We start from the raw sequence: 21,166 nt of genomic DNA on the forward strand, positions 1-21,166 counted from the left end.
TTCCACGTGCGTGGAAATGACGAATTTTAAAACATACTTACAAACGGCTGGCCCTATAGCCAGCCTTTTTTATATCCAAACGATATGAATTTCGATTTACAGCCCACACTAGAAAACGATTTAATTAAAGTAGTTCCGTTAAAAGAGTCTGATTTTGACGCGCTTTTTGCTGTAGCTTCCGATCCGTTAATCTGGGAACAGCACCCCAACAGAGACCGTTATAAGAGAGACGTTTTCGGAAATTTCTTTAAGGGCGCAATGGAATCGAAAGGCGCTTTTATTGTATATGAAAAAGAAACCAATAAAATTGCAGGCAGCTCCAGGTATTATGAGCTCGATGAGGAAGACAGTTCAGTTGCGATTGGCTATACCTTTATTGCACGCGAGTTTTGGGGCAAAGGACATAACAAGGCTTTAAAAACATTAATGCTTGATTATGCATTTCAATTTGTAGATAAAATAATATTGCACATCGGAGCAATGAATTTCCGTTCGCAAAAAGCATCAGAAAAGCTTGGAGCAATTAAGATTTCCGAAATCGAGGTTGCTTACTATGGTGAACCGGTAAAATGGAATTTCGTTTACCAAATTGATAGGGTTAACTGGGAAACAATACATTAAAATTTTAGCCACAGATTGCACAGATAAACGCAGATATTAATTTCTTATCTGTGCTCATCCTGTTTCATCCGTGGTTAGCTACATCATCGTCAACTATATGCGTTATCTCCCATTCGTTATGTTATCCTGAGCGGAGTCGAAGGATTTACACCTAAGTATCTATAATATCACACTCGAAAATTAATTCATTTAAAGTTTAGCCACAGACTTGTACAGATTAACACAGATGTTATTCACTTATCTGTGTTAGTCCTTTTCATCTGTGGTAAAATAATAGAGAAACAATTGCCACGGAGGTAAACCGTCCTGAGGTGCCATCATTTCGAGCGAAGTGCAACGCAGTCGAGAAATCTAAAAAATATCGATCTATCCGCTTTTTTCTGGCAAACATCTTGCCTTATATTATCCGTTATTACCATAATGACAAGAGCATAACCGAATAAAATCGTGTTTATCCTTAAGTATTGTTATCTTTGTATAATTCTCCATTCCACTCACCCTTCAAAACAAACAATTAAATAAAATATGGCTAAATCTCAGGCAACATACAGTAAAAAAGAGAACGAAAAAAAACGATTAAAAAAACAAAAAGACAAACAAGAGAAAAAAGAAGAGCGTCAGGCTAATGCCAAAAAAGGTTTAGCACTTGAAGATATGATGGCTTACGTTGATGAAAACGGAAACATCTCTTCTACTCCACCAGATCCGAAGAAAAAGAAAGTAATTAATACAGAAGATATTCAGATTGGTATTTCAAGACAAGAGGACATCATTGATGAAAATCCTGTTAAAAAAGGAACAGTTACTTTCTTCAACGACAGTAAAGGTTACGGTTTTATTAAAAACACTGAAACACAAGACAGTATTTTCGTTCACGCAAACGGTTTAATCACCCAGATTAAAGAAGGTGATAAAGTTACGTTTGAAGTAGAAATGGGCCAAAAAGGACCAACTGCTGTTAAAGTATCAAAGGTTTAATGACCTAAATCCAATTCTCTTTGCAGTTCCATATTGCAAAACATGATTAAAATTCTGCAGAAAACTCTGCTGCGCTAGGTTTTATAACCATATATAATTCCGTCTATTTAAGCATAAAACCTTGCGCATAATTTTATTCATCTTACTTATTTTCTGAACATCCTTTTTAGAAAATAAATAATCCAGATACATTTCTACCTTGTGCAGTGGCCCGAACAATTTAGATGGGTAACAAATATTATCTTATTCTATTTTTCTTCGGGATACTAATGCTTAATTTATCTTACTGTATGTAAATGACATAGGATTATTATGTAACGAAATTGTAGCTTTTACGAAGCAGCTATCGTTTATAAAAATAAAAAAGATATAATCCCGGTGTGGAATTTGCACAGCGTTTACATCATTACAGTACACACAAAGGAAATACAAATTATGAAACCTGCATAAGCAAACAAAAGCTAAATAAAAAAAGCTTATGCAAGCTTCATAACAATTAAAAACACTACAAATTATGAAAAAGTTAATAGCACTTGCACTGGTTGCATTTTTAGGTTTATCAACAGCGATGGCCCAACAAGTAGATTTACGTAGAAAAATTAATGTAAGCGGAACTGCAGAAACAGAAGTCACCCCCGATATTATCTACATCGGCATTTCACTTAAAGAGTATTTAAACGGAAAGAAAAAAGTAGACATTACTGAACTGGAAAAACAACTGTTTGCTGCCGTTCAAAAAGCAGGTATAGCAAAAGAAAATTTAACCATTAGCAATTTAAGCAGCTGGAACTATGAAACAGAGAAAAAGAAAAATCCCGATTTCTTGGCCAGCAAACAATATCGTTTAAAAGTGAGCGATCTGAACAAGTTCAATGCCATATTAGAAGCTATTGATGCCAAAGGAATTGCCAATACCAATATTGAAAGCTACGATTATTCTAAAATTGAGAGCTTGAAAAAAGATCTTAAAATTAAAGCTTTATTGGCGGCAAAAGAAAAAGCAGCTTATATGGTTGAGGCTTTAGGTGATAAATTAGGGGCTGTAATTGAAATACAGGATAGTGGAGACAATGTTATACAACCGGTTTACAGAAATTTTGCGATGAAAGCTGAAATGTCTGATGCGGCTGGCGCTCCAGAGATTGATTTCAAAAAGATTAAGCTGAATTTTACGGTAAATGCCATTTTTGAGATCAAATAAAATTTTTTAACGCTTAAATTAATGCTTTTAAAAACCTACCAGAACATTTTGGTAGGTTTTTTGTTACGTATAGGTCGAACACTAAAAATTAGATATTATGAAAAAATTCATCTACACGTTAGCCTTGTTTTTTGCTTTAGGCATTAGTTTTAATTCAGCTCAGGCAGCTGATAAACCTGCGAAAAACCCAACAGAATTAACTGCAGAACAGGCAGTGAAACTGGAAAAAATTAAAACCCGTGTTGAAGAAATCAGAGACATGGACAAATCGAACTTAACAAGAGCTGAACGTAAAGCTTTACGCAGCGAGTTAAGAGAGTTAAAAGGCCAGGCCCGTGCCGTTTCTGGAGGTGTTTACCTTTCAGTTGGTGCGATTATCATCATCATTTTATTATTGATCCTGATTTTATAATCATTATAAAAACTCATCTATCTATAAAAACAAAAAGCTTTGCAGCAGTGCAAAGCTTTTTTTATGAGGAATAATTTCTTACGAAGTTTAAAAGTGCTGTGTGCAGAAAACTTCGTAAGTCTTTTTAGGCATATAACGAAGTTACATCAACACAGCCCCTTGAAACTTCGTTAGTTTTCCCTAGTCAATAATATCAAACCCAGTATACTTCACTAAAGCTTCCGGAACTTTAATGCCGTTTTCCGTTTGGTAGTTTTCCAAAATCGAAGCCACAATACGCGGTAAAGCCAATGCACTTCCGTTTAAAGAGTGCGCCAGTTGTGCCTTGCCTTCTTTTCCTTTAAAACGTAGTTTCAAACGGTTACTCTGGTAAGTTTCGAAGTTTGATACAGAAGAAACTTCTAACCAACGCTCTTGTGCAGCACTCCAAACTTCCATATCGTAAGTCATGGCAGATGTAAAGCCCATATCGCCGCCACATAAACGCAGTACGCGGTAATGCAGACCCAGCTCCTGTAAAAGAGATTGAACATACAGGCTCATATCTTCCAGCGTTTCGTACGATTTATCCGGATGGGTGATTTGAACCACCTCAACCTTATCAAACTGGTGTAAACGGTTTAAACCACGTACATGAGCACCGTAAGAACCTGCTTCTCTCCTGAAACAAGGTGTATAAGCCGTATTTTTAATTGGGAGATCTTCTTCTTTAACAATTACATCACGGTATAAATTCGTTACCGGAACTTCAGCTGTTGGGATTAAATATAAATCATCAACAGTTGAATGATACATCTGTCCTTCTTTATCAGGTAACTGTCCGGTACCAAAACCTGAAGCCGCATTAACCAAATGAGGTACCTGCATTTCTTTATAACCCGCTGCAGTGGCATGATCTAAAAAGAAATTGATCAGTGCACGTTGTAATCTTGCTCCTTTTCCTTTATAAACCGGGAAACCGGCACCAGTAATTTTTACGCCCAACTCGAAATCTATGATATCGTATTTTGCCGCCAATTCCCAATGTGGCAAAGCCTTAGCTGGAAGTTGTGCAGGCTCACCATGAGTTAAAACAATCTCGTTGTCTTCTGCTGTAGAACCTTGTTTTACCAAATGGTACGGTAGGTTTGGCAACTGAACGATTAAATTGTGTTGAGCAACTTCCAACTCATTCAATTTATCGCTGAGATTCTTGATATTTTCTTTGTGAGAAGCAGTTTGTGCTTTAATCGCTTCCGCCTCCGCCTTTTTACCAGTACGCATTAAATCGCCAATTTGTTTGGCAGCTGCATTAGCTTCAGCAGAAATATTATCCAGGGAAGTTTGTGTAGAACGGCGGTCCTCATCAATTTTAATGATTTCGTCTACCAGTTCTGGTTGTTTAAAATTACGGATACTTAAACGTTCTAAAACTTTCTCTCTATTTTCACGGATATAGTTAACTTGCAGCATTATTTAATTTTTTAAGCAAAGATAGCAAGAGTTTGGAGTTTGGGGTAAGGAGTTTGGAAAAAACTGTAAACCGTTAACTGTAAACTGCAAACCGAAATATGGATGGCAAACTATTTCTCGTACCAACGCCCATAGGCAATTTGGAGGATATGACCTTTAGGGCAATCCGTATATTAAAAGAATGCGATCTGATTCTCGCTGAAGATACCCGTACCAGTGCCCCAATGCTGAAACATTTTGGCATCGATAAAAGAGTTTTTTCACACCACCAGCATAATGAACATAAAGCCACTTCAGAAATTATCAGGTTTTTAAACGAAGGACAAAAAATTGCTCTGATATCTGACGCCGGAACACCAGCCATTTCCGATCCGGGTTTTTTCCTGGTACGCGAGGCCATTAAAAATGATATTGCTGTAGAGTGTTTACCTGGCGCAACGGCTTTTGTACCTGCTTTGGTTAATTCGGGCTTACCAGCAGATGCATTTTGTTTCGAAGGTTTTTTACCGGTAAAAAAAGGCAGACAAACAAAGTTTAAAAAACTGGCCGAAGAAGACCGCACCATTATACTTTACGAAAGTCCGCACCGTTTATTAAAAACTTTAGAGGAATTTGCGCAGTATTTGGGCGCCGACAGGCAGGCATCGGTAAGCAGAGAACTGACCAAAATGTTCGAAGAAACTGTAAGAGGTACTTTGGCAGAAATAAAATCACATTTTGAAAACAATACTTTAAAAGGAGAATTTGTAATTTGCATAGCGGGGAAACCCAATGTTAAAAGCAAAAACAAATATGAAGATACTGAAGAGTAGCATTAAAAACGTAACAAACACAACAATTTAAAATTATTATGATTAGCATAGATAGATTTCTGAGTGACGAACAAGACCCAAAAGCGGTTGAAAAAGTTATTGGAAAATTAAATGACCTTTTAACCACAGGCGAAGAACTTTTATATTTAGCGGTACAGAAAAAACCTGCAGTAAACTTGTTACCAGACAGCATCGCGATTTCTAACAAGCGCATTTTTTATTGCGAACCTGGTAATTTGGGCTTAACGATGAATTTCAAGGATATTTCGTGGAAAAGCATTAAAGAGGTTTCATTTAAAGAAGAATTTTTGGTTCTAAATTTATCTGTGTGCCACAACATGGCGAAAATATCGTAACTGAATTTATTCCGAAAGTTCAGGCACGTAAATTACATCAGGCTGCAAACCAACAATTAGAAGAGTATAAGGAAATGTTGCGCCAGCAAAAACTGGAAGAAAACCGTGCAACGGCCTCTCCCATTAACTTAAATGCACAGCCTTTAGCCGAAATTCCTGCTTACGAACCAACTCCGGAACCTATAGAACCTGTTATCCAAATTGCTGAAGTTGTAGAAGAGCCGGAAGATGAAACCACTTTAAAATTACGCAAGCTTAAAACCTTGTACGATAAACACCTGATTACCCAGGAAGAATATGAAGCTAAAAAAGCAAATATTTTAGATAGTTTGTAATTCATACTGTCATGCTGAGGCACGAAGCATCCTTAATACAGTTGCACTGTACTTACATTAACAAAAAAAGGTCAGTTCTTTGTCGCTTAGAGATTCTTCCTGCGTAAGAATGACAAGTAATTTTATATGAAATCTAAACAAACTTACCTCCTCGCCCTCTTAAGTGCACTTATACTCTGGCTAGCATGGCCGCCAATGCCTTTTACTACACCTTTGCTGTTAATCGGTTTGGTACCTTTACTCATTGCGCTCGATTCCATTTCAGGTAATGCAGAAAAAAAACAAGGAAAAAAATTTTCCTGACTGCAGGTTTAACTTTTTTAGCCTGGAATACGGCATCAATTTATTGGGTATATAATGCGATAAGCGCTTATAATGGCCCGGCAGTGGCGTTACCTGTCTCCCTAATCCCTTATGGATTGGGCGCACTGTTAATGACCTTTGCTTTTTGGTTATACTACAGGTTGGGCAAATATGTAAATAAAAAGATCGCTTATCTTGGATTAATCGCATTTTATATTGCTTTAGAATATCTGCAGCAAACCTGGGATTTAGCCTTCCCCTGGATGACATTAGGGAATGGTTTAGCAGGAATGCACCAGCTAGCACAATGGTACGATTATACTGGCATTTACGGAGGTTCGCTGTGGATTTTAGCAAGCAATATTCTCGCTTTTGAAGCTTACAAAAAATTCAAATCCCAGACTGGTTATTTAAGATTTAGAACTGCAGGAATCTGGGCTTTGGTGGTGATTATACCCATCAGCGTTTCACTAACCAAATACTTTACAGCAGAACAAAAAGGCACCCCAAGTAATGTAGTGGTGGTTCAACCGAATATCGATCCCTACCAGAAACTGGAAAATATTCCACCAGCCGAACAAATCAGGATATTGACACACCTGTCAGACTCGATCGGGCAGCCCAATACAGAGTATTTTATCTGGCCGGAAACTGCCATTCCAAATTACGCAGATGAAGATAGAATCAGAAGCAATAATGATTTCATCAACCTACAAAGCTTTTTATCAAAGTATAAAAATGGAACATTGATCACTGGTATAGAAAGCATTAAAATTTATCAGGATAAAAAAACAATAACAGCTAAATTTGATAACCAGAAAGGCCTTTATTTCGACAATTTTAATACAGCGATGCAGGTAGAAAATTCTGCAAATGTTCAATTCTACCATAAATCCAAATTGGTTCCCGGGGTAGAAAAAATGCCTTTCCCAAAAGTATTTTCATTTTTAGACGATGTTTTTGCTCAATTAGGGGGAACTGTTGGCGGATGGGGCTGGCAAGATAAGCCAAGTGTGCTTTATGCCCAAAGCGGTATCGGAGTTGCTCCTGTGGTTTGTTACGAAAGTTTATGGGGCGACTGGATCGGTGAGCAGGTTAAAGAAGGTGCACAATTCATTGCTATTATTACAAATGATGGCTGGTGGGGAAATACCTCAGGAAAAGATCAGCATGAAATGTATGCCAAACTAAGAGCTATTGAAACCCATCGCGATGTAGCGCGTTCGGCCAATACCGGAATTTCGTGCTTCATCAATCAACGTGGGGATGTAATACAAAGCACTAAATGGTGGACCAGAACTGCGCTAAAAGCCAACATCAACCTGAACGACGAGATTACCTTTTATGTAAAAAGTGGAGATATTATTGCAAAATTCTTCAGTCTTACAGCCATTCTTTTAGCTTTGATCATTCCTTTTAGAAAATGGATCAGGAAACCAGGCCATGTTTAAAGAACAATACGATTTCATTTTATCATCCAGAGATATCCTGTTAAATTATATCAGGGGCATTTCAGAACAGGATTTCTTAACTAACAACAGTTCGTTTGGCAGAGGCTCCATCAGAAATTTGTTGGTTCATATCTGTCAAACCTATTGCGCGTGGATTGGCGAAAGAGCCTTAGGTATTGAACAGGAGTTTTTACCTTTCGAAAATTACCAGACCTTACAAGATTGCCAGACTTATTTTAGCCAGGCAGATGAATATATTGGCTTATTTATCGAAAAATTTAAAGGAAATGAGCTGCAGGAAATGGAGTTGCACAGAAATGAAGAGATTTTAAAGGTAAACCCATTGCAATTGTTTACCCATGTTGTTACCCACGAGTTTCATCACAAAGGGCAAATCATGTCGTTAAGCAGGCATTTAGGTTACGTACCTATTGATGCCGACATTATCAGATAAAAATTATGCAAAAAATAGAAAACTTCCGCTGGTCGATACTGCTCTTGTTATTAACTTTAAATTTTGGCTGTGATCAGATTTCAAAAAAAATTGTCCGTAACGAAATTAGTGAGTATGAGCATATCAGCATTATAAAAGACCATTTTACCTTGATGAAAGTAGAAAACAGTGGTGCATTTTTAAGTCTTGGCGATAATATGCCCTATATTTTCAGACTAATTATTTTAACAGGTTTACCGTTATTATTTTTGGGCTACGGGTTATATTTTCTTTTTGCCAAACGTAATTTACAAATGACTATGCAAATTGCTTTGTGTTTTCTGATTGGTGGCGGCATTGGCAATCTATATGACCGGATTGTACATGGATCAGTTACCGATTTTATGCACATAGATTTTTACCTCTTCCAAACAGGTGTTTTTAATTTTGCTGATATTTCGATTATGATAGGTGTTGGCATATTACTTTTTCAATCGTTAAGAAGCAAGATGGTTAAAGAAGAACCAATAGAAAAACTTGAATAATCACATTATTTCTTAACAAAGAATTGTCACCTTTAAACAAACATATTTTTATCTTTAGGTGTTAAACAATTTTAAAATAAAATCCAATCATGAAAAGAAATGCAACAGCCGTATGGCAAGGTTCTATTAAAGAAGGTAATGGTAACATCACTACACAAAGCACTACTTTAAATAATACTCAATATTCTTTTAATTCTCGCTTTGCAGAGGGTGTTGGTACAAATCCGGAGGAATTAATTGCTGCAGCACACGCAGGCTGTTTTACCATGAAACTATCTGCAAACTTAACTGAAGCAGGATTTACAGCAGATAAACTGGAAACTAAATGTGAAATTAACCTTGATCCATCAAAAGGAGAAATCGTTGAATCGCATTTAACTTTAACGGCTTCTGTACCTGATTTAACACAAGAAAAATTTAATGAGCTGGTAGCCGATGCGGAGAAAAACTGCCCGATCTCTAAATTATTGAATACAACCATTACAGTCGATGCAACTTTAGCTTAATTGTGATGGCGGACCGGTAATAGATCGTCATTTCGAGCGGAGTGCAACGCAGTCGAGAAATAGATCTCTCCATTCCGCTGCGCTTCAGTCGAGATGACGACCCGTCTACAAATTCACAGCTTAAACAATTAACCGTTAACCAATTAACAGTTCTCAATTGGCAATTTACAATTTAACAACCTCAGCAATTGATCAATCAAGCAACCTAAGCCATATATTTTCCAACTATCGGCATTCTTCTTCCCATACCGAAGGCTTTAGGCGATACCCTTAAAATAGGTGGTGTTTGGTAACGTTTAAACTCAGCGACATTTACCATCTTTAAAATACGCAACACCAATGTTTCATCAAAACCCTGCGCAATAATGGCTTTTGACCCCTGTTTCTTTTCGATGTGCTGGTATAATATTTTATCCAAGATTTCATATTCAGGCAACGAATCAGAATCTTTCTGATCAGGCCTCAATTCTGCTGAAGGTGGTTTAACAATAGTATTAACCGGTATAATTTCCCTCTCCTTATTAATGTACCTGGCCAGTTCAAAAACCTGCATTTTATATACATCCCCAATGACGCCAATCGCACCACACATATCTCCATACAAGGTACCATAACCTACTGCGCATTCGCTTTTATTAGAGGTATTCAATAAAATATAACCAAATTTATTGCTCATCGCCATGTTAATGATGCCACGGATACGGGCCTGGATATTTTCTTCGGTAAGATTAAAAGGCAAGCCCTTAAAAGCTGGTGCCAGTATATGATCAAATGCTTCTGCAACTTCTTTAATTGGCACAATTTCGTGCATACAACCAATATTGTTAACCAAATCTAAAGCATCCTGAACGGAATGGTCGGAAGAAAATTTAGAAGGCATTAAAACAGCCATTATATTCTCCGGCCCTAACGCACTACAGGCCAGGGCACAAACCACAGCAGAATCAATTCCGCCGGATAAGCCCAAAACTGCTTTACTAAAACCAGATTTCCTAAAATAATCTTTAATGCCTAAAATCAATGCATCGTGAATCTGCTCAATATCTGTTAATCTTTCCGATTTAGGGTACTTATTACGCACACTTTCAACCTCTTCTAAATCAAAAACCTGGAGATCTTCTTCAAAATACTTCATCTCTGCTTTCACAGCTCCATCAGCATCGAAAACCAAAGAACCACCATCAAAAATAATCTCAGTCTGTGCTCCCACCTGGTTTACATAAAATACTGGCAGGTTATACTTCTTTGCATTATCAGACAATACTTTAATACGTTCATCATCATGGGTATAAGAAAAAGGAGATGCTGCAATATTGATCATTACATCTGGCTGCTCCTTAATCAACTCATCCATTGGATTTGATACATATAATGGATTATCGTTGATATTCCACAGGTCTTCGCAAATGGTTAAGGCAATTTTTTTACCCTTAAAATCGATACAGTTAAATTGCGTGGCAGGTTCGAAATAGCGATATTCATCAAATACATCGTACGTTGGTAATAGTGCTTTTTTAACAACTGCCTTAACTTTTCCTGCTTCGATAAAATAGGCTGCGTTATACAGGTCTTTCCCCTGTAATATTTCATTTTTTATCGGCAAACCGACAATACAAGCAATATCTGTACAATGCCCGGCTATCTCCTGAGCAGCACTTTCGCACAGTGCGATAAACTCATCAAACTCCAAAAAATCTCTTGGGGGATATCCACAAATAGCTAATTCCGCAAACACAATCAGATCAGCTCCTTTATCTTTAGCCAATTGAATATTTTCGGTTATTTTTTTAGTGTTGGCCTCAAAGTTTCCGATATGGTAATTAAGTTGTGCTAGTGCTATTTTCATGGTTGTAGTATCAAGTGATGAGAAGTGAGTATCAAGACAATGTACACGATTAAAAGAATACGCCGAAGTTAAGCGCCAGGTAATGATTTTTAACATTTCTGGCTTTATCTGTTACAATATTAGTGAAACCGTTATTAAAAGTTAAACCGGCAACGATGCTGGTATTGCCCGAAATATCAAATTCGCCACCTCCACCAATAATTAATCCGACACGATAAAGTTTGATGTTATCAGACACATTTAAATTATCGCCAACAACCGATCCACCTGTAACCGCATCTTGTTTTGCACTAATGTTGATTGAATTAGACAACCCAAACTGGCCATACCAACGTTTCCCATCAGTCTTTACGGTTTTTAATTTAATGGTTAATGGCAGGTCTATGTATTGTAGTTTATATTTTAAATCGTAAGCTTTTGGTGCTGTACTGCTATTGGCTGCATAATAAGGTAAAACATTGGCTTCTGTACTTTTACCGTTAACAGAGGTGATGGTTAGTGCAGTTGAAAAACTATAATTTGGAGCAAAATTAAAATCACCAATTAATCCATAAGAAAAGCCCAAAGCTATTCCTTCTGTTTTTCCCTGCTCCGGTTTAATCCAGCCAAAAGTCGGGGTAGCAGTTAAACCTAGCCTAAAGCCGTAACTGGTTAAAGGAGAGTTTTGCGCCCATGCGCCAAAACTTAAAACAGACAAAATTAAAATGGTCGATATTCTTTTCATGCTATAGGTGTTTATATATATTTGTGATACATGATGTATAACGTAAAACACTGGCAAATTTATCTAATTTTTCTTTTTGCCATCACATTTATTTCCTGCAGACATAGCAACAGGCCCGATGTAAGTAATATACAGGTAAACATTAAAATTGAAAGATTTGATAAAGAGCTGTTTAACGGAAAAAACAAAAATGCGATTGATGTAAACAAACAACTAACTTCAAAGTATGGTGTGTTTTATGATGATTTTATCCATCGGATTTTAGACAGTAAATATTCCAACACCGAATCGCTGACCAATTTATACCACGATCAGGCCTATACCGATTTAAGCAAAGAAGTTGATAGCGTTTTCCCAAACTTAAAAGTTCAGGAAGAGGGATTAAACGAAACTTTTAAATACATTAAATATTATTACCCGAAAGCGAAGATTCCAAAATTTATTTCTTTTGCTTCGGGTTTTGCTTACCAAATGCCCGTAGGTGATAATTATCTGGGCATTGGTTTAGATATGTTTCTGGGTAAAGACAGCAAATTTTACAGGGCCATTGTGCAAAGTGTACCCTTATATCTTTCCCGAAGGTTTGCACCTGAATATATTGTGCCCCGTGTAGCCGAAACGTATGCCCACGAAGAACTTTTTGCTGAGCCTGATGATAATAGAACACTGTTATCTAAAATGATTTTCCAGGGAAAGATTTTATATTTTCTTGACCAGGTTTTGCCTGAAAATTTAGGCGATTCTACCAAAATCGGATATACGCAACAGCAATTAGACTGGGCACAAAATTTTGAAGGAGATATTTGGGCATATTTTTTAGAGAACAATTACCTGTATGAAACCGACTATCAAAAAATTCAGGTATTTTTATCAGAAGGGCCATTTACGCCAGGTTTAGGCGAAAATAGAGATTCGGCACCAAAATTGGGTGTATGGATGGGCTGGCAAATTGTTAAGAAATATATGAAAATTCATCCTGATGTTACTTTGCAACAATTAATGGCAGATAACGATGCGCAGAAAATTTTAAATCAATCGAAGTATAAACCTAAACAACAGCGATAGTTATCAGTTTGCAGTTTTTAGTCATCAGTTTTAAGGGCCAAAACAATTTAACAATACAACAATTAAGCAATAAAATTGATCAGTTGAACTTTTAAGTAATCATCCTAAATTAAATCTATGAAAGTTGGCATTGTATTATCGGGTGGAGGAATTAGGGGAATAGCTCATCTAGGCGTTTTAAAAGCCTTTAGCAATTTGGGCATTACCTTTAGTCACATTAGCGGAACAAGTGCAGGAGCGATAGCCGGAGCCTTTTTTGCTGCTGGTATAGATCCCGAAGAGGGATTAAATATTTTCCTCAAAACGAAGCTATGGCGCTTTGTACGCCCGGCAGTAGGTTCACTAGGCTTAATTAATATCGAAAATACCGCTTTAATTTTAAAGGAATATTTTCCGGAAGATTCAATTGAAAAGCTAAAAATACCACTAACCATTGCTGCTGTAAATTTTAGCGAAGGCCGGTTGGTTTATTTTACAAAAGGGCCGCTAATCAGAGCCATTCATGCCTCCAGTTGTATACCTGGCATTTTTAAACCCATTATGATTGATGGTCAGATGTATGTGGATGGCGGCATTTTAAATAATTTCCCGGTCGAACCTTTAATGGATGAGTGCGATTTCATTATAGGCTCGTCCTGTAACCACCTTAAACCAGTTGATAAAATTACAGGTATCACCAATTTAATGGGCCGTGCGGGCATCATGTCTATCAATCATGATATGGAAAGAAAGGCTAAATTCTGTAATGTGTTAATCGAACCAAAAGGTTTAGGCGCCATTAGTACATTCGACATGAAACGTGCAGAGGATATTTACTGGCTTGCACACGAGGAAGCCTTAATTACCATTAAAAATAGTCCAACAATCTCTGAATTAATTACAAAGTAACAGGTAATCAAAAAACCAAATTTCGTAAAAATGTAATATTAAAACTACATTATTATTTATTTTTTATACTTTTAAATATCATATAAAAAATACAATTATGAAATAAAAATATTACATTTCTTTTGGTGGTAACACAATAATATTTTACTTTAGGATTATACTTCACAAATGTGAGGTAAGCTAAACCTAAATGTCTACCTATGTTTTTCAACCAAATTATTCTTTTCCAAAGAAGAAGAATTCCTGTCTTCACTATTTTCTGACTTGTTTTTCAGCTAAAAATCAGATCATTATTTACCTAAAAAACCTAAACATGAAATTTTTTAAATTAAATAGAACCTTATTAACTGCCCTTGCGCTGTCTTCAGTATTATACGCTTGTAAAAAGAAAGACCTGCAGAAACTGCAGATTTAGAGAAACCAGAAATAGCTGCTGTTAATCCGCTTGGTAACATTCAGATCTGTACAGAAAGATCTTTAGATGGTACTATCCCAAGAGGCGCCGTTCTAAAGTCAACAAAATGGACTCCGGGAACTACGATTAAAGTGAGCTTAAACGGAAGTACAGCAGCTATCAGAGCTAAAGTAATCCAATACGCGAAGGCATGGGAACAATACGCCAACATCAAATTCAACTTTGTAACAAACGATAATACAGCCAAAATCAGGGTAAGTTTTGTTAGTGGAGATGGATCCTGGTCTTACATCGGAAAATCAACTCCCAGCACAGGTGCTACCATGAACTATGGCTGGTTAACTGCAAGCACAGCAGATTCTGAATATAGTCGCGTAGTTATCCACGAATTCGGTCACGCTTTAGGATTGATCCATGAGCACCAACACCCATTAGTAGCTATACCTTGGGATAAACCTGCTGTTTATGCCTATTATGCTGCAGCACCAAATTATTGGAGTCAGGCAGATGTAGACAATAACTTATTTGCAAAATACAGTACTACACAAACCAATTATAGTGCATATGATAAAAATTCGATCATGCACTATTCGGTTCCAAACGAATTAACTATCGGTGATTTCGAGGTGGGATGGAATGCTGTATTATCAGCCACCGATAAATCATTTATCGCCTCGGTATATCCATTTTAGAAAATAATTATTACACATAGTGGTATAACTGGCCACTATGTGTATTTTACTGCTATAAAATAAAAACAGATATGCTGGTCGCTTGGCGGATTTCCTTCTTCAAACAGTTTTTAGTCTGCTCAATCCTGATCCTATTCTGTAAAGTTGTATCAGCACAAGACAACCCTCACAAGTGGAGCGTAAAACCTTATATCGGTCTCCAGCAATCTAAATTCGATTGGTCTATTGCCGGCAATGCGGCCGGAACCAGTCCGAATGTACTATCAGAACTGATCTGGAAAAATCTTAAAGGGCCTGGTTTTGGGTTAGACATCAAATACAGTATTACCGGGCGGTTCAGTGTTAAAGCCACCAACCAATACAGCAGCATAACTAAGGGCGAGGCAGAGGATACCGATTATACAGATGATAACAGGCAAAATGCTTTTTATTTCGATCTGCTCAACGCAAATAAAGGTTACTTATATGATGCCGGTTTACAGCTCAGTTACCAACTGCTAAAATTTGGCGATTTTAACATCAATCCAATTGCCGGACTTTCATACCATCAACAAAAATTTCATCTGTTAGAAAGTGCAAATAACCCCGACAGCAAAGGCTTAAACTCTACATACGAAGCAAGATATAAAGGCTTCGATTTTGGAGCAGAACTCGTTCTTAAAATGCAGAAATTCAGCATAAGTGCTAAAGTATTAGGCGGTTTTTATACTTATTCAGCAAAAGCCAACTGGAATTTAATTCCTGATTTTGCAAAACCTGTAAGCTTTACACATAAGGCAAATTCCTTTTCATTAAGTGGCGATATCAATCTTGCTGTACCGGTAAGCGAAAGTTTACGGGTAGAAGTTGACTATGAGATCAATAATATCAACACTTACTCTGGCGTAGATAAAGCTTATTTTAATAGCCGGGCAACAGAGGAAACTCAATTTAATGGTGCTAATTTTAGAAAAAATGCAATATTATTAGGATTAAATTTCAGCTTTTAATTTTTTAAGGCCACCAAACGTTCGCCTTCCAATACCGGAATTGTTTTGCACAGATTTAGCTGCAAACAGAACACAACATCTTCCTCTATATTCAACTGAGCCAGGCGATGGCTATGCGATGATTTGTGAAGATACTTTCTCAGATCTGCTTTAGCCAAAGAATATAAATCTTCTGCAGCTACACTGGAATCATCAAAATGTTCGAAATTTTGACGGAGATTGGTTACCACCGCACCAGCAAAAAGAGTATCCTCTAAATTGAACTGATCTTTCCAACCGGCACAAAGCAAAAGCACATTTTTATCCTGGCTTTTTAAATAGTTACAAAGAGAATCTAAATTTAGGAAAGATCCAATTACAACCTGACAGGCCCTTTTCTGTGCCAGATGCAAAGCTTTTGTACCATTGGTAGTGGTTAAAACAACCGTTTTCCCGTTTACTTTTTCGTGAGTATAAGAGAATGGCGAATTGCCGAAATCATAGCCTGCAACTACCTCTCCATTTCGTTCTGCTGCCAATAAAAATCCGCTATTGCGATAGCTTAAACAATCTTCCACCTGAGCCACTGGAATAATCGCTTCAGCACCATTATCTATCCCATAAGTAATAGAGGAGGTCGCTCTCAAAATATCGATAACCACTACAATGCTTTGTTCGATATCATATAGATCGATCAAGGCTGGCGTTAAACAAACTTCTATTTTTTTGACATGCGATGAGATATGAGTCTTGAGATATGAGATATGAGATTTTAGCGGCCAAACCGTCTCAAATCTCATATCTATTGTCTCAAATCCTATTTATAAAAAGGAAACTTAACCACTTTAGCTTTAATTGGCGTATTGCGGATTAAAATAAAAACTTCAGTTCCTTCTTTAGTGAAATCTTTTGCAATGTAGCCCATACCGATTGCTTTTTGTAAAGAAGGCGCCTGGGTACCAGAAGTTACTTTACCGATGATATTTCCTTCAGCATCAGCAATTTCATAATCATGGCGCGGGATGCCACGGTCGATCATTTCGAAACCAACCAATTTCTTTTGAATACCAGCTTCTTTTTGCGCCAATAATGCCTCCGAATTGGTAAAAGATTTAGAAAATTTAGTAATCCAACCTAAACCAGCTTCAATTGGTGAAGTAGTATCATCAATATCATTTCCGTATAAACAGAAACCCATTTCCAAACGCAAAGTATCACGGGCACCTAAGCCAATTGGCTTAATATTATACGGTGCACCCGCATTAAAAATAGCATCCCAAATTTGATCAGCATATTGGTTTTCGAAATAAATCTCGAAGCCACCAGCTCCCGTATAGCCAGTTGCAGAAATAACCACATTATCAACACCAGCAAAAGTACCTTTTACAAAAGTATAATACTCCATTGAAGCCAAATCAACATCTGTTAAGCTTTGTAAAGCATCAGCCGCTTTTGGTCCTTGAATGGCCAAAAGAGAGGTTTGATCAGAAATATTGTGCATCTCAACATCTTTCGAATTGAATTGTTGAATCCAGTTCCAGTCTTTTTCAATGTTTGATGCATTTACCACCAACATATAGCTTTTATCATCTATTTTGTAAACCAAAAGATCATCTACAATCCCGCCATCTTGATTTGGCAGGCAAGAGTACTGAACTTTTCCATCATATAATTTAGAAGCATCGTTACTGGTTACGCGTTGAATAAGATCCAAAGCGTTTTCACCTTTAAGAATAAATTCGCCCATGTGGCTTACATCAAAAACACCTACACCATTTCGAACAGTTGCATGTTCAGCATTAATACCTTCGTAAGTAACAGGCATATTGTAACCTGCAAATGGAACCATTTTAGCGCCTAAAGCGATGTGTTTTTCTGTTAATGCGGTGTTTTTCATCCGTAAATTCTATTTTTATGATAATGAAGCCAGTATAGCTGATATTCTTTGAATTATGACAGCTTTATTCGTTAATCTTCTTGGGGTGCAAAAGTACTAAGAAAAAGACAAAATTCTGAGCTTAATTTTAAGGAGTTTTTGGACTGAAACCACTTTAACTAAGTCATTATTGTCCGGCGGAATCTTCATTTTGAGCGTAGCCGGGAAATCTATAAGTTGCATTAGATTTCACTTCGCTCCAGTCGAAAGGATGAACGGAATATAGAATTCGTCTTTTTTAGCTTCTATCTGACTACATTTTAGAGTTGACAACTTTCACTCTTGATACCTATTAAAGTCGTCAAATCTGAAATCCACCTATGCACTCACCAATTCTTCGTAAATCTTCAGCATTTTACTGGAGATTAAATGCACACCATGGTCGTTTTCGACAGTCTTACGAGCGTTCTCTCCTATTTCTACCCAACGTTTCGGGTTAATGATACACTGTAAAATCGACCGGTAAAATTCATCCGCAGAATCAGCAATTAAAATATCATGTCCGTGCCTGCAATTAATTCCCTCTGCGGCAGTAGTGGTGGCAATAATGCATTTTTTCATGGCCATGCCTTCAATAATTTTCACCCGCATTCCGGTGCCGGAAATTAAAGGAACAATCATAATTGCTTTAGAATTCATAAACTCTACCGCATCAAAAACTTCTCCCTCTACAATCAGATTTTCTGAATCGTATTCGAAGAAGTGTTTCTGCATATTTTTCCCTGCGATATAAAAACGAAGGTCTTTATTCAGTTTTTCAATATCGGGCCAGATATCATCTAAAAACCATTCTAAGCCTTCCTGATTTGGCCTCCAGTCCATTGCACCTAAATGAAACAGTGTAGGAAAACTGGTTTTACTTTTATCTACTTTATATTTTTCTAAATCGATGGCAACCGGAAAAACCGACATCGGAATTTCGCAGCCAAACATTAATATACTCTGCCGATCGGGTTCACTAATGGCAAAAATATGGTGGAAACGGTTAATCTGATCGGTTTCATAGGCTTTAAGCCGCTGGGCTAAAAAAGCTAAATACTTGCGCCGGATGAGAAACTTTTCTGAATGAGAAAGACGTTCCCAAAGGGTAAATTCGATATTGTGCGCCCGATAGATGAGCTTGGCATTACTGTTTGCCTTCACCACATCCAGATAAGGAACAACAAAAAGCCCCTCAAATTGAATAATATCGAATACATTTTCCCGTAAGAGATTTTCTAACTGTCGCGCAGCATCTTCGCTATAATAACGGGAAACATTGTACGATTCGTTCGTAAAAATATTAAAAAATGCCGACCATACATTTACATCGGTATCTAAATCACAGGTATGATATTTAATCTGTTCAAAAACAGGATCGTAGATATCTTCGATATCAATCCTTCCTTTTATCGGATTAAGGCTAAACAAAGTGATATCTGCACCAAGCTGCAGCAAACCTTTTATGGTATTATACACCACAATAGGGTAACCACTATTTGGCGGAAAGGGAATCCGCTTGGTAATCAACAGAATTTTCACAATGCTGTGAAATTACGAAATTTCAGGCGTTTTTTGAAAACAGATCCAACTGGGGATCGCTTACATTAAAAGTTTTACGGTGAAAGGGTGATAATCCGATTTCGATCACGGCTTTACGGTGTGCTATTGTGGGATAGCCTTTATTCTGCATCCAGTTATAATGTGGATAATCGATATGTAAATTTGTCATGTATTCATCTCGGTGCGTCTTTGCCAGTATAGAAGCCGCCGCAATGTTTAAATATTTACCATCACCCTTAACAATACAACTATGCGGAATCTGCGGATAGGTTTTGAAACGATTGCCATCAATCACCAGATATTGGGGCTGGGTATGTAATTGTTCAATCGCCCTGTGCATGGCCAAAAAAGAGGCATTTAAAATATTAATGCGATCGATTTCTTCATGATCACAAGAAGCTACAGCCCAGGCCAAAGCCTCTTGTTCAATAATTGGCCTTAACAGCGCTCTTTGCTCATGCGATAACTGTTTAGAATCATTTAATCCATCTAACACAAAACCTTTTGGTAAAATAACCGCAGCAGCAAAAACAGGACCTGCGAGGCAACCTCTTCCAGCTTCATCACATCCAGCCTCTAATAATTCTTCCTGATAACAGTTTAATAACATATTGCAAATTTAAAGAATAACGTACGATTATTGAAAAATGGTTTATAAAGATGTAATTTAGTTTTAAACACAGCAAGCTTCAGTCATGTTAAAAATCTTAAATACCTTCTGTTTCTTTTTAATTTGTAGTTCATTGTTTGCACAAATAAAAGAATTAGAAAATTTATCGATTGAAGAGCAGGATTCGTTAATGGAGAAGAACTCCCATTGCATGCATAGAGATAAATATAGTACTGCGCAAAGGAAACTATTTTACCCCTTTAATAGAACAGAATTTGTATCCTTAATATCTTTTCAAGATACGATATCAGAATTTTCAAGCCATTTGCCTGTAAAAAAAGGTATTTTGGATAGCAAGATGGTTAAAGAAGAAATTAGGCTTTCTAAAGCAGATATTGATAAACTCACAGATCTATTTTTTAATTATGGCTATATATCCCAAAAATATGGAGTAATTATAGATAGAATGGCCTGCTATGATCCTCATAATGCCATATTATTCTTTAACGAAAAAAGAAAGGTAATCGCTTATGTTGAGATCTGCTTCGATTGCCTTGGCATGAAGTTCAGTTCAAAAAAAATAAACACAGGTGAAAATTGTACAGAAAAATTTAGCATGCTTAAAGATTTCTTTATCTCAAAGGGAATCAAATTTGTTTCAATAGACCATACAGATGACTTATGAGAATATACAACGAAACCCTTACACTCCGAGTGGCCGAACGGTTAATGCATATAGAAGACGTGACAGAAAAAGAGATGTTCGGTGGACTTATTTTTATGGTGAACGGTAAAATGTGCATTGGTGTTTCTAAGAACAGCATCATGGTGAGGATTGACCCAGCCACTTTAGAAAAGCTATCGCATAAAGATGGCTGGGAACAAATGGTGATGGGCGGCATACTGATGAAGGGTTATATTTCGGTTTCAGAAGATGTTTTAAGCCGGAATGATGAGCTTGATTTCTGGGTTACCCTTGCCCTGGCCTTCAATCCTTTTGCAAAAGCATCAAAAAAGAAATAATCACATACACAATCTATTGTCCTGCTCCACATTCAAAAACTAGCAAGAGCCA

22 protein-coding genes and 1 pseudogene are annotated in these 21,166 nt (G+C 37.0%); 16 read left to right on the plus strand and 7 right to left on the minus strand.

Annotated elements, in window-relative coordinates; translation table 11 throughout:
• Window positions 1-84 precede the first annotated feature (84 nt).
• From ACQ86H_RS26015 to ACQ86H_RS26030, 4 genes are all read left to right on the plus strand, one after another.
• Window positions 85-621 (plus strand): GNAT family N-acetyltransferase, encoded by a 537-nt coding sequence (locus ACQ86H_RS26015; protein WP_431292973.1) that lies wholly within the window; start codon window positions 85-87, stop codon window positions 619-621.
• A gap of 525 nt (window positions 622-1,146) precedes the next feature.
• Window positions 1,147-1,599 (plus strand): cold-shock protein, encoded by a 453-nt coding sequence (locus tag ACQ86H_RS26020; RefSeq protein WP_029277369.1) that lies wholly within the window; start codon window positions 1,147-1,149, stop codon window positions 1,597-1,599.
• A 514-nt stretch (window positions 1,600-2,113) separates the two neighbouring features.
• Window positions 2,114-2,800, plus strand: a complete 687-nt coding sequence (locus tag ACQ86H_RS26025) for an SIMPL domain-containing protein (RefSeq protein ID WP_431292974.1) — start codon at window positions 2,114-2,116, stop codon at window positions 2,798-2,800.
• 97 nt (window positions 2,801-2,897) lie between these two features.
• Window positions 2,898-3,212 (plus strand): hypothetical protein, encoded by a 315-nt coding sequence (locus ACQ86H_RS26030; protein ID WP_138819741.1) that lies wholly within the window; start codon window positions 2,898-2,900, stop codon window positions 3,210-3,212.
• Window positions 3,213-3,392: 180 nt separating this feature from the next.
• On the opposite strand, the gene serS is transcribed toward ACQ86H_RS26030, so the two are convergent.
• Window positions 3,393-4,664 (minus strand): serine--tRNA ligase, encoded by a 1,272-nt coding sequence (gene serS / locus ACQ86H_RS26035; protein ID WP_431292975.1) that lies wholly within the window; start codon window positions 4,662-4,664, stop codon window positions 3,393-3,395.
• A gap of 98 nt (window positions 4,665-4,762) precedes the next feature.
• Here serS and rsmI point away from each other — a divergent pair, with 98 nt between their 5' ends.
• The 6 genes and pseudogenes from rsmI to ACQ86H_RS26065 all read left to right on the plus strand — a co-directional run bounded on the left by rsmI (window position 4,763) and on the right by ACQ86H_RS26065 (window position 9,405).
• On the plus strand, window positions 4,763-5,476 hold the full coding sequence (gene rsmI, locus ACQ86H_RS26040; RefSeq protein WP_431292976.1) for a 16S rRNA (cytidine(1402)-2'-O)-methyltransferase: 714 nt from the start codon (window positions 4,763-4,765) through the stop codon (window positions 5,474-5,476).
• Window positions 5,477-5,514: 38 nt separating this feature from the next.
• Window positions 5,515-6,167, plus strand: a pseudogene (locus ACQ86H_RS26045) (PH domain-containing protein).
• Between the two features lie 299 nt (window positions 6,168-6,466).
• Window positions 6,467-7,921: an apolipoprotein N-acyltransferase gene (lnt, locus tag ACQ86H_RS26050; protein ID WP_431295480.1), complete on the plus strand. Its 1,455-nt coding sequence runs from the start codon at window positions 6,467-6,469 to the stop codon at window positions 7,919-7,921.
• Window positions 7,914-8,375: a DinB family protein gene (locus ACQ86H_RS26055; RefSeq protein ID WP_431292977.1), complete on the plus strand. Its 462-nt coding sequence runs from the start codon at window positions 7,914-7,916 to the stop codon at window positions 8,373-8,375. Before lnt ends, ACQ86H_RS26055 begins: the two co-directional genes overlap by 8 nt.
• Window positions 8,376-8,380: 5 nt before the next feature.
• A complete protein-coding gene (lspA, locus tag ACQ86H_RS26060) occupies window positions 8,381-8,899 on the plus strand; it encodes a signal peptidase II (RefSeq protein ID WP_246862691.1) in 519 nt (172 codons plus the stop codon).
• Window positions 8,900-8,988: 89 nt separating this feature from the next.
• The gene (locus tag ACQ86H_RS26065; RefSeq protein WP_138819734.1) at window positions 8,989-9,405 is read left to right on the plus strand and encodes an OsmC family protein; all 417 of its coding nucleotides are present in this window, start codon (window positions 8,989-8,991) and stop codon (window positions 9,403-9,405) included.
• Between the two features lie 205 nt (window positions 9,406-9,610).
• Here the strand turns inward: ACQ86H_RS26065 and ACQ86H_RS26070 are convergent, their stop codons facing one another.
• Window positions 9,611-11,251, minus strand: coding sequence for an NAD+ synthase (locus ACQ86H_RS26070; protein ID WP_431292978.1), 1,641 nt, complete (start codon window positions 11,249-11,251; stop codon window positions 9,611-9,613).
• A gap of 49 nt (window positions 11,252-11,300) precedes the next feature.
• A complete protein-coding gene (locus ACQ86H_RS26075; protein WP_431292979.1) occupies window positions 11,301-11,975 on the minus strand; it encodes a porin family protein in 675 nt (224 codons plus the stop codon).
• 30 nt (window positions 11,976-12,005) lie between these two features.
• On the opposite strand from ACQ86H_RS26075, the gene gldB reads away from it, so the two are divergent.
• From gldB to ACQ86H_RS26095, 4 genes are all read left to right on the plus strand, one after another.
• On the plus strand, window positions 12,006-13,040 hold the full coding sequence (gldB, locus tag ACQ86H_RS26080; RefSeq protein ID WP_138819731.1) for a gliding motility lipoprotein GldB: 1,035 nt from the start codon (window positions 12,006-12,008) through the stop codon (window positions 13,038-13,040).
• 117 nt (window positions 13,041-13,157) lie between these two features.
• The gene (locus ACQ86H_RS26085; protein ID WP_108197491.1) at window positions 13,158-13,928 is read left to right on the plus strand and encodes a patatin-like phospholipase family protein; all 771 of its coding nucleotides are present in this window, start codon (window positions 13,158-13,160) and stop codon (window positions 13,926-13,928) included.
• 546 nt (window positions 13,929-14,474) lie between these two features.
• On the plus strand, window positions 14,475-15,035 hold the full coding sequence (locus ACQ86H_RS26090; RefSeq protein WP_431292980.1) for a M12 family metallopeptidase: 561 nt from the start codon (window positions 14,475-14,477) through the stop codon (window positions 15,033-15,035).
• A gap of 71 nt (window positions 15,036-15,106) precedes the next feature.
• Window positions 15,107-16,024 (plus strand): hypothetical protein, encoded by a 918-nt coding sequence (locus ACQ86H_RS26095; RefSeq protein ID WP_431292981.1) that lies wholly within the window; start codon window positions 15,107-15,109, stop codon window positions 16,022-16,024.
• Here the strand turns inward: ACQ86H_RS26095 and ACQ86H_RS26100 are convergent.
• The 4 genes from ACQ86H_RS26100 to ACQ86H_RS26115 form a co-directional block, all read right to left on the minus strand.
• Entirely contained in the window at window positions 16,021-16,701 is a 681-nt protein-coding gene (locus ACQ86H_RS26100) for a 2-phosphosulfolactate phosphatase (protein ID WP_431292982.1), read from the minus strand. The genes ACQ86H_RS26095 and ACQ86H_RS26100 overlap by 4 nt on opposite strands.
• A 119-nt stretch (window positions 16,702-16,820) precedes the next feature.
• Window positions 16,821-17,900 (minus strand): glycine cleavage system aminomethyltransferase GcvT, encoded by a 1,080-nt coding sequence (gene gcvT, locus ACQ86H_RS26105; protein WP_431292983.1) that lies wholly within the window; start codon window positions 17,898-17,900, stop codon window positions 16,821-16,823.
• A gap of 357 nt (window positions 17,901-18,257) precedes the next feature.
• Complete coding sequence (locus ACQ86H_RS26110; RefSeq protein WP_431292984.1) at window positions 18,258-19,460, minus strand: glycosyltransferase; 1,203 nt, start codon at window positions 19,458-19,460, stop codon at window positions 18,258-18,260.
• A gap of 22 nt (window positions 19,461-19,482) precedes the next feature.
• Window positions 19,483-20,091, minus strand: coding sequence for a ribonuclease HII (locus tag ACQ86H_RS26115; RefSeq protein WP_431292985.1), 609 nt, complete (start codon window positions 20,089-20,091; stop codon window positions 19,483-19,485).
• Between the two features lie 133 nt (window positions 20,092-20,224).
• On the opposite strand from ACQ86H_RS26115, the gene ACQ86H_RS26120 reads away from it, so the two are divergent.
• Both ACQ86H_RS26120 and ACQ86H_RS26125 read left to right on the plus strand, forming a co-directional pair.
• Entirely contained in the window at window positions 20,225-20,776 is a 552-nt protein-coding gene (locus ACQ86H_RS26120; RefSeq protein WP_431292986.1) for a hypothetical protein, read from the plus strand.
• Window positions 20,773-21,114 carry a TfoX/Sxy family protein gene (locus ACQ86H_RS26125; RefSeq protein WP_431292987.1) on the plus strand — a complete coding sequence of 114 codons (342 nt, stop codon included), beginning with the start codon at window positions 20,773-20,775 and terminating at the stop codon, window positions 21,112-21,114. Before ACQ86H_RS26120 ends, ACQ86H_RS26125 begins: the two co-directional genes overlap by 4 nt.
• The last annotated feature ends 52 nt before the right edge of the window (window positions 21,115-21,166 follow it).

It is taken from the genome of Pedobacter sp. P26 (genome assembly GCF_050632135.1).
GTDB lineage: Bacteria > Bacteroidota > Bacteroidia > Sphingobacteriales > Sphingobacteriaceae > Pedobacter.

Bases quoted from the DNA above. Each gene is read 5' to 3' on its own strand.
- ACQ86H_RS26015 (WP_431292973.1), top strand. From the start codon at position 85: ATGAATTTCGATTTACAGCCCACACTAGAAAACGATTTAATTAAAGTA.
- ACQ86H_RS26020 (WP_029277369.1), top strand. From the start codon at position 1,147: ATGGCTAAATCTCAGGCAACATACAGTAAAAAAGAGAACGAAAAAAAA.
- ACQ86H_RS26025 (WP_431292974.1), top strand. From the start codon at position 2,114: ATGAAAAAGTTAATAGCACTTGCACTGGTTGCATTTTTAGGTTTATCA.
- ACQ86H_RS26030 (WP_138819741.1), top strand. From the start codon at position 2,898: ATGAAAAAATTCATCTACACGTTAGCCTTGTTTTTTGCTTTAGGCATT.
- serS (WP_431292975.1), bottom strand. From the start codon at position 4,664: ATGCTGCAAGTTAACTATATCCGTGAAAATAGAGAGAAAGTTTTAGAA.
- rsmI (WP_431292976.1), top strand. From the start codon at position 4,763: ATGGATGGCAAACTATTTCTCGTACCAACGCCCATAGGCAATTTGGAG.
- ACQ86H_RS26055 (WP_431292977.1), top strand. From the start codon at position 7,914: ATGTTTAAAGAACAATACGATTTCATTTTATCATCCAGAGATATCCTG.
- lspA (WP_246862691.1), top strand. From the start codon at position 8,381: ATGCAAAAAATAGAAAACTTCCGCTGGTCGATACTGCTCTTGTTATTA.
- ACQ86H_RS26065 (WP_138819734.1), top strand. From the start codon at position 8,989: ATGAAAAGAAATGCAACAGCCGTATGGCAAGGTTCTATTAAAGAAGGT.
- ACQ86H_RS26070 (WP_431292978.1), bottom strand. From the start codon at position 11,251: ATGAAAATAGCACTAGCACAACTTAATTACCATATCGGAAACTTTGAG.
- ACQ86H_RS26075 (WP_431292979.1), bottom strand. From the start codon at position 11,975: ATGAAAAGAATATCGACCATTTTAATTTTGTCTGTTTTAAGTTTTGGC.
- gldB (WP_138819731.1), top strand. From the start codon at position 12,006: ATGATGTATAACGTAAAACACTGGCAAATTTATCTAATTTTTCTTTTT.
- ACQ86H_RS26085 (WP_108197491.1), top strand. From the start codon at position 13,158: ATGAAAGTTGGCATTGTATTATCGGGTGGAGGAATTAGGGGAATAGCT.
- ACQ86H_RS26095 (WP_431292981.1), top strand. From the start codon at position 15,107: ATGCTGGTCGCTTGGCGGATTTCCTTCTTCAAACAGTTTTTAGTCTGC.
- gcvT (WP_431292983.1), bottom strand. From the start codon at position 17,900: ATGAAAAACACCGCATTAACAGAAAAACACATCGCTTTAGGCGCTAAA.
- ACQ86H_RS26115 (WP_431292985.1), bottom strand. From the start codon at position 20,091: ATGTTATTAAACTGTTATCAGGAAGAATTATTAGAGGCTGGATGTGAT.
- ACQ86H_RS26125 (WP_431292987.1), top strand. From the start codon at position 20,773: ATGAGAATATACAACGAAACCCTTACACTCCGAGTGGCCGAACGGTTA.